We start from the raw sequence: 7,588 nt of genomic DNA on the forward strand, positions 1-7,588 counted from the left end.
GTCTCTCGGGGAGCGTCGGGGGGCGTCCGAGCCGGGGGTGGAGCCGTCAGCGCCCACCCACGATCTCCCCCACGTACCGCGCGACGGCCCGGACCGCGGCGATCGTGCTCGGGTAGTCCATGCGGGTCGGCCCCACCACACCCATACCACCGAGGGCCGGGGCGGAGACGGGGCCGTAGCCGATGGAGATCGTCGAGGTGGCCCACAGGTCGGCGGCCTCGTTCTCCTCGCCGATCCGCACCGTCACCTGCGCCGGGTCGCTCGACGCGGCGAGCAGGCGGAGCACCACGACCTGCTCCTCGAGCGCCTCCAGCACCCCGCGCAGCGAGCTCGCGTCGGCGCCCTGGCGGGCGAGATTGGCGGTGCCGCCGAGCACGAGGCGCTCCTCGGGGTGCTCCACCAGGGCCTCCACCAGCACCGCGCTGACCGTGGTGACCACCGTCCGCAGGTGCTCGGGCGCCTCCTCGGGCAGCGTGGCGACCTCCGCCGCCGCCGTGGTGAGGGGCTGCCCGACGAGCACCTGGTTCAGCAGCGTGCGCAGCCGCGCGACGTCGTCGTCGTCGAGCACGTCGCCGAGGTCGACCACGCGCTGGTCGACCCGGCCCGTGTCGGTGATCAGCACCAGCATGAGGCGGGCCGGGGTGAGGCTCACCACCTCGAGGTGGCGGACCGTGCTGCGCGTCAGCGTCGGGTACTGCACCACGGCCACCTGGCGGGTGAGCTGGGCCAGCAGGCGCACCGAGCGGCGCAGCACGTCGTCGAGGTCGACGGCGCCCTCGAGGAACGTGGAGATCGCCTTCTTCTCGGCGGCCGAGAGGGGCTTGACCTGGGCGAGCCGGTCGACGAAGAGGCGGTAGCCCTTGTCGGTGGGGATCCGGCCGGCACTGGTGTGGGGCTGGATGATGTAGCCCTCGTCCTCCAGGGCGGCCATGTCGTTGCGGACGGTGGCGCTGGAGACCCCGAGGTTGTGGCGGTCGACGATGCCCTTCGAGCCGACGGGCTCGTTGGTGGCGACGAAGTCGGCGACGATCGCGCGCAGGACCGCGATGCGGCGTTCCTCGGCGTTCACCGTCCGGCCCTCCCGTCCTCGTTCGAACCCGACACACCATCGTAGGCGAGACACGGGGGCGGGGTCGGGCGGCCGTGAGCGCGGTCGGCTCAGGATCCCTTCCCGACGAGGGCGGTGGTCTCCTCAGCCCACCCCCACCGGGACCGGACGAGCGGCCAGCAGCCCCTCGACCGACCGGACCACCACCTGCGCGGTCTCGGCGGTGTCGGGCTCGGCGAGCGGGTTCTCGGCGTGGGCGCGCCAGCGCCCGAGCGTCGCCAGCGCGACGGCCCGGACCTCGCCCTCGGCCGTCTCCTCGGCGATCCCCAGACGCGCGGCGGCCGACGGGCCCCGGTCCCCCAGCAGCCGCTCGGCCTCCTCGGTGAACGCCGTGTGCCTTCGGGCGTCGCGGGCGCCCGGGGCGCGGAGCGGGCGGCGCCGCAGGGTCGTCAGGACGTCCAGTTCGACGATCTCGTGGGCGCCGGAGCGCACCCGCTCCAGCTCCGCGGACAGCGCCACGAGCGCCGCCGGGGAGGGGGCGGGCGCCGGCGGGCCGGACCGCGGCCGGGGCGAGGGGCGCCCGGCATCGTCGGGAACCCCGGGACCGGCCGTCGGGACCCCGGCCCGCGCACGGTCGAGGAACCGCTCCACCGCGAGCAGCGCGGAGCGGGCCTGGAAGACGTCGCGGCGGGCGAGGAAGCGCTGCTCGAGGATCGCGCGGAGGTCGTCGAGGCCGCTGCGGCGGGCGAGCTCGGCGGCGAGGGTCGCGGAGTCGTCGACCCCGCGGCGCAGCAAGGAGGTCGCGAGCCGGACCCCGAAGAGCCCGAAGCGGTCGAGCAGCGCGAGCCGGGTCCCGGAGGGCAGCACGCCCGCCCCCGCGACGAACCGGTCCGCGGTGAGCAGCTGGGCCTCGAGCTCGGCCCGGTCGATCCGGGCCAGGGTGCGCAGCGCGGTGAACTCGACCCCGCGCAGCGTGCGGGCGGTCTCGGCGAGCAGGCCCGCGACGGTCGTCGTCGTGGCGCACCAGGGGCGCAGGCCGGGATCGGTGCGGTAGCGGCGGGCCACCTGCTGGGCGGCCATGACCGCATCGATCCGGCCGCCGCCCACCTCGTCGGCGCGGGAGAGGACGACGAGGGTGCCGGCGGCGCCGACGTGCTCGGCGACGCGGTCGCCGTAGGCCTCAAGGAAGGCGACGTCGGGGTCGTGGAGGTGGCGGACCAGGTGGACGACGACGTCCACGGCCTCCTCGGTGCCCTCCCCCCACACCGAGCGCGACACCGCCGAGTCGACGCCCGGGGTGTCGATCAGCGTGACGTCGCGCAGGTGCTGGGAGGGCCAGTCGACGTGCAGGGCGGCGACGCGCGGGACGTCGAGCCGGTCGAGCTCCATGACCAGGGAGCCGCGCCGGTGCAGGGCGGGCAGCTCCGTGGGGTCGTCGGGCCGGCGCACGCCGCGGTAGGCCACGCCGATGCGGGGGCTGGCCGCGTCGGCGTAGTGGGTGGTGATCCGGGTGCACTCCCCCACGCCGGTCGGTGCGATCTGCTCGCCGACCAGCGCGTTGAGCAGCGTCGACTTCCCGGCCTTCACCGAGCCGGCCAGCGCCACGCGCAGCGGGCCGCCGAGGCGGGCGCGCTGGGCGGTGAGGGCGCCGAGGGCGTGGGCGTCATCGGCGAAGACGATCATGGCGTGGTCGAGCACCGCGCGGGTGTCGGCGAGCAGGCGGCTCACGCGGCCACCTCGAGCGACTTCGCGAACCCGGCCCGGCACGCCTCGACGCGGTCGCCGAGCGCGCCCACCCGGGCGAGCTCCGCGGTGACGTCGCGCAGGCGCCGGTCCCGCGCGGTCGTCTCGATCTCCTGGGCGGCGGCCGCGGCGGTGACCGCCTCGGCGACCGAGCGGGAGAGCGACTCGGCCTGGGCGGTGAAGTGGTCGCGCAGGGTGCGCTGCACGTCGCGCAGGAGGTCCCGCGCGCGCTTGCCGGCCAGGTGGAGGACCTCGTCGCCATGGCGGCGCACCGCCTGCTTGGCCTCGGCGCGGCGGCGCTGCAGCGCGCGCTTGCGCTCGTCGCGGACGGTCTTCGACCCCAGCAGCACGCCGGCTCCCACGGAGAACGGGTTGATCAGCGCGAGCCCCGACAGCGTCGTCACCATCCCGACCATCAGCACCCCGCCGTACGAGCCCCGCATCCCGACGACGAGGCCGTTGGCCAGGCCGATCTTCTCCAGTTCCGGCAGCTCGATCGGGGGCACCTCGGGCAGCACGGCCCGCACCACGACGCCGCCGGGCATCGTCTGCTCGACGGCCGACTCCGGCCCGCCGCTCCCCCGGGCGTCGGGCAGCCGGCCCCGCACCTCCTCCCCGGAGAGGGCGAAGTGCTCGGCCACGCGCTCGGCGAGGCGCCACGTGCGCTCCCCGGCCCAGATGAACGTCGTCGTGACGGCCTCGTCGACCTCCTCGGTCAGCCACGGCGCGAACGTCTCCCACGACGACGCCGGGTCGGCGGCGTCGAGGGCCTCCTCGGCGGCCCGGACGACGTGGCGCATGCGGTCGCGCAGGTCCCAGTCGATGTCGGAGGTGAGGTCGGCGACCCCGTCGGCGAGGGTCTGCTGCCAGCGCGCGCTGCGCTCCCGCAGCTCGGCCACGCGGTCGCGCGCCGCGGAGAGGTCGGCCGCGACGGCCTTGGCGCGCTCGGGGTCCTCGAGCCCGATCCGCTCCGCCTCGAGGGCGGCGCCGAGCTCGGTGACCGCCTCGGCGACCCGGTCGAGGGTGCCGACCGCGAGGCGCGAGCCGGCCGGGTCGGCGACCCGGGTGCGCAGCAGGTCCGCGAGCGCCGGCACGCCCGACTCCTGCGCGACCGCGTCCGCGGACCCGTCCCCCGCCTCGGCGAGCCGCCGGGCGTACGCGGCGAGGGTGGCCGACACCGGGAGCACCGGCACGCGGCCGAGGCCGTGGGTGCGCAGGTGGTCGAGGTCGAGGTCGCGGACCTCCCGCCAGCGGGGGTGCAGGTCGGTCTTGGTCAGCGCGAGGACGACGGTGGGGCAGCGCTCGGCGGCGGCGCGCAGCAGCGCGAGCTCGGGCGCGGTCAGCTCCCGCGACGCGTCGGTCACGACGACGACCGCGTGGGCGGCCGGGAAGCCCGCCCGCACCGCGAGCCCGCGGGTCGAGCGCGGACCGCCCTCGCCCGGGGTGTCGACGAGGACCAGGCCGTCGCCGACGAGGCCCTCGGCCAGCTCCACCTCGGCGTGCGAGAGCGTCGCGGCGGCCTCGTCGCGCCCGGTCACCGCCGCGCTCAGGGCCGCCGAGCCGACCGGACGCCGCACCTCGCTGCCGTCCTCGGCGGTCCCGACGACGACCGCGGCGGGCACCGGGCCGTGCCGGACGACGGTGGGGATGCGGGTGCCGACGTCGTCGTGCACCGGGCACACCGCGGTCCCGACGAGCTCGGAGACCAGCGCGCTCTTGCCCTGCTTGAAGTCGCCCACCACCAGCACGCGCGCTCCGGGGTCGGCGAGCCGGTCGGCGGCGGCGGACAGGTCGGCGGCGAGGTCGGGGCGCCCGTAGGCGGACGCCGCCCGCACCGCCAGCGCGGTGACCGCGCGCGCCTCCGCACGTCCGTCGTCCACCTCGCACACCCCCAGCTCGCCGGTCGTTAGGCCGATCAGCCTAGTCCGCGGGAGGGGTGGCGCCAGGGAGCGACAGGGCCCCGAAGGGACGACGGCACAGAAGGGACGACGGACGCTCACGGAACGACGAACAGCCGGGGCCCCTGACGTGCGGGGCCCCGGCTGTCCGCTCGAGGGTCGTGACGGGCGCGGGTCGCCACGACCCGGCCGGGGGCGACGGTGCGGGAGCCGCCCCCGGGGACTCAGTCGTCGATGCCGTCGTCGAGGTCGTCCACGGCGTCGGCGGTGACGATCGGGTCGCCGTCGCTGAACACCGAGTCGTCGATCGAGTTGTCGGTCTCGCTGTTGTCGGAGTTGTCGACCGAGTTGTCGCTGTTGTCGGAGTTGTCGGTCTCCGAGTTGTCGCTGTTGTCGGAGTTGTCGCTGTTGTCGGTCTCCGAGTTGTCCGGGGTGGCGTCGCCCTGCGAGGAGGCCGCACCGTCACCGAAGTTGGTGGCCGACTCGTCGGTGTTCTCACCGGTCGCCGCGTCGTTCAGGGAGACCGCCGAGCCGGCGTTCGCCGCGATCGAGCCGCCGACGCTCGCCGCGTCCCCGTCGCCGAAGGCGGCGGTGCCGTCGCCGTTGACCATGTTGCCCTCGCCGGCCACCGCACCCGCACCGGTGGCGACCGGGGCGGTGATGTCGTCGCCCGCCGCGACGGCGCCGTCGCCGGAGGCCACGGTCGGCGAGATGTCGAGGGTGGTGGTGACGTCGCCGTTGGCGCGGATGTTCTGCTCGAGGTTGGTCTCGAAGTTCGTGTCGTGCGAGTCGTAGGCGTAGTTGTTCGTGACGTACTGCAGCTGCTGGATCACCTTGTCGATCTCCGGGGCGTGCTCGGGGAGCACGGGGCCGGGGATCCAGTGGTGCTCGCCGCCGCCGTGGTGCCCGCCACCGTGGTGGTGCTCGTCGCCGACGACCGCGACGGCCGAGGCGGAGGCGGCGCGGACGTCGTCGTCGTAGCGGGCGGCGACGGCGGCCGGCGCGTGGTCCATGACCAGCGGCAGCGAGTCCTGCACGTCGGCGAAGCACATCCCGTCGAGGCCGGCGGCGGCCAGGGTGGCCTGCGGGTCCGCGTCGAACTCCGCCTGGGTCTGCGGGTCGCGCAGCAGGTCGAGGAGGAACTGCAGGAGGGTCTTGGCCTCGGTGGCGGGCATGGCGGGTGCTCCTTCGTGAGCGACTGGGTTCGTCTGTCCGGACCACTGCGATCCGGCGTTGGGACGAACGTTAGGAGCCCCCGACGCGCCTGCCATCGGTGTTCCCCCCGCGTCCCCGTTCGTGGGGGGAGGGGGTTTCCACCACCCCCCTCGGGCCCCGGACCGACCGCTTCTCCCACCCACCCCACCGCTCACCGGACCCTCGACACCCACTCGGGTCTAGCCCCTCAATCGGGACTCTGATTCCTCCGTATGGCGCAGTATGTTGCGCTTGACGGGCGATAAGTGATGTGCGGCAAGCCCGGTGATGGGGGGAGCACGGTGGGTTACGACCTCGGGGTCGACCTCGGCGGGACCACGGTCGTCGCTGCAGTCCTGCGGGACGGCGAGGCGCGGGCGGTGGCCGTCGGGCTGGGACCGGACGGGGCGGTGACCGTCCCGGCGGTCGCCCACCGCGGGTCCGACGGCGTGGTCCGGACCGGCGTGGACGCCGAGCGCCGGGCCGCCGACGAGCCCGACCGCGTCGTCCGCGACGTCACGGCCCGCCTCGGCGACGACGTCCCCCTGGTCGTCGGCGACGAGCCGTGGCGCGCGGACGACGTGGCGGCCGAGATCGTCCTCGCCGCCGTGCGCCGGGTCGCGGCGCTCGAGGGCGGGGCCGCCCGGTCGCTGGCCGTCACCCACCCCGCCGGGTGGGGCCCGCACCGCGAGCGCACGCTGCGTCGCGCGCTCGTCCGCGTCGGGCCACGCCCCGCCGCCCTCGTCGGCGAGCCGCGCGCCGCGGTCCTCGCGGCCTCGACGTTCGGCGGGCTGCGTGCCGGCCGGGTCGCCGCGGTCTACGACCTCGGCGGTCGCCGCTTCCGCGCCGCCGTGGTGCGCCGGGGCTCCCGCGGCGCCGTCACCTCCGGCGCCGAGGGTGCCGCCGCCGGGACGCGCACGTCCGCGGAGGTGCTCGCCGACTCCGGGACCCCCGTGCGCGCCGGCGGCACCGACATCGACGGGGCCGTGCTCGCCCACGTCCGCGAGGAGCTCGGCGAGGCCTTCGACTCCGCGCTCGCCGAGCTCGACGACGACGCCGCCCGCACCGCCCTCACCGCGCTCCGCCACGCGACCCGCGAGGCCAAGGAGCGGCTCTCGGCCGACACCGAGGCCGACGTGGCCGTCGAGCTCGGCACCCTCGCCACGGTCGTCCGCGTCACCCGCGCCGACCTCGAGGCCCGCATCACCCCGCTCGTCGCCGCCACCGTCGACGCCTTCGCGGGCACCCTCGACGCGGCCGGGGTCGACCCCGACCAGATCGTCCTCGTCGGCGGGTCCGCCCGCGTCCCGCTGGTCGCCCGCCTGCTCGCCGAGGAGCTCGGCCGCCCCGTGCGACCCGAGCTCGACCCGGTCACCGTGGTCGCCCAGGGCGCCGCGCTCGCCGCGGCCGAGCACGCGATCAGCCGCCGGCAGGAGGCGCTCGGGCTCCCGGTGCCGGTCGCGGCGGGTCCCGCGACCAGCGCCTTCCCGACGACCGCCGCGCCCGTCCCGACGACGGGTGGCCCCACCCCCGCCCCGCGCACGGGTGCCTTCCCGACGACCGCCGTGCCCGGCCCGGCGACCGGCGCGTTCCCGAGCGCTCCGCCGGCACCGACGGCCGCCGCTCCCCTCTCCCCCGAGCCCGGTCACCGGGCGGCGGCCGGAGCCGCCGTGGCCGCGGGTGTCGCGCTCGGCGCCTCCGCGGC

5 protein-coding genes are annotated in these 7,588 nt (G+C 76.5%); 1 reads left to right on the forward strand and 4 read right to left on the reverse strand.

The window, feature by feature from the left end; translation table 11 throughout:
* Nucleotides 1–46: 46 nt before the first annotated feature.
* The 4 genes from hrcA to ACFPBZ_RS26830 form a co-directional block, all read right to left on the reverse strand.
* Nucleotides 47–1,069, reverse strand: coding sequence for a heat-inducible transcriptional repressor HrcA (hrcA, locus tag ACFPBZ_RS26815; RefSeq protein ID WP_378039173.1), 1,023 nt, complete (start codon nt 1,067–1,069; stop codon nt 47–49).
* A 123-nt stretch (nt 1,070–1,192) separates the two neighbouring features.
* Nucleotides 1,193–2,776, reverse strand: a complete 1,584-nt coding sequence (locus ACFPBZ_RS26820) for a dynamin family protein (RefSeq protein ID WP_378039174.1) — start codon at nt 2,774–2,776, stop codon at nt 1,193–1,195.
* Complete coding sequence (locus tag ACFPBZ_RS26825; RefSeq protein WP_378039175.1) at nt 2,773–4,671, reverse strand: dynamin family protein; 1,899 nt, start codon at nt 4,669–4,671, stop codon at nt 2,773–2,775. Before ACFPBZ_RS26825 ends, ACFPBZ_RS26820 begins: the two co-directional genes overlap by 4 nt.
* Before the next feature lie 242 nt (nt 4,672–4,913).
* On the reverse strand, nt 4,914–5,864 hold the full coding sequence (locus ACFPBZ_RS26830; protein WP_378039176.1) for an IniB N-terminal domain-containing protein: 951 nt from the start codon (nt 5,862–5,864) through the stop codon (nt 4,914–4,916).
* 321 nt (nt 5,865–6,185) lie between these two features.
* Here ACFPBZ_RS26830 and ACFPBZ_RS26835 point away from each other — a divergent pair.
* A partial coding sequence (locus ACFPBZ_RS26835) for an Hsp70 family protein (RefSeq protein WP_378039177.1) occupies nt 6,186–7,588 on the forward strand: 1,403 nt, incomplete at its 3' end.

Source organism: Actinomycetospora atypica (assembly GCF_042653685.1).
In the GTDB taxonomy this organism is placed as follows: Bacteria; Actinomycetota; Actinomycetes; order Mycobacteriales; family Pseudonocardiaceae; genus Actinomycetospora; species Actinomycetospora atypica.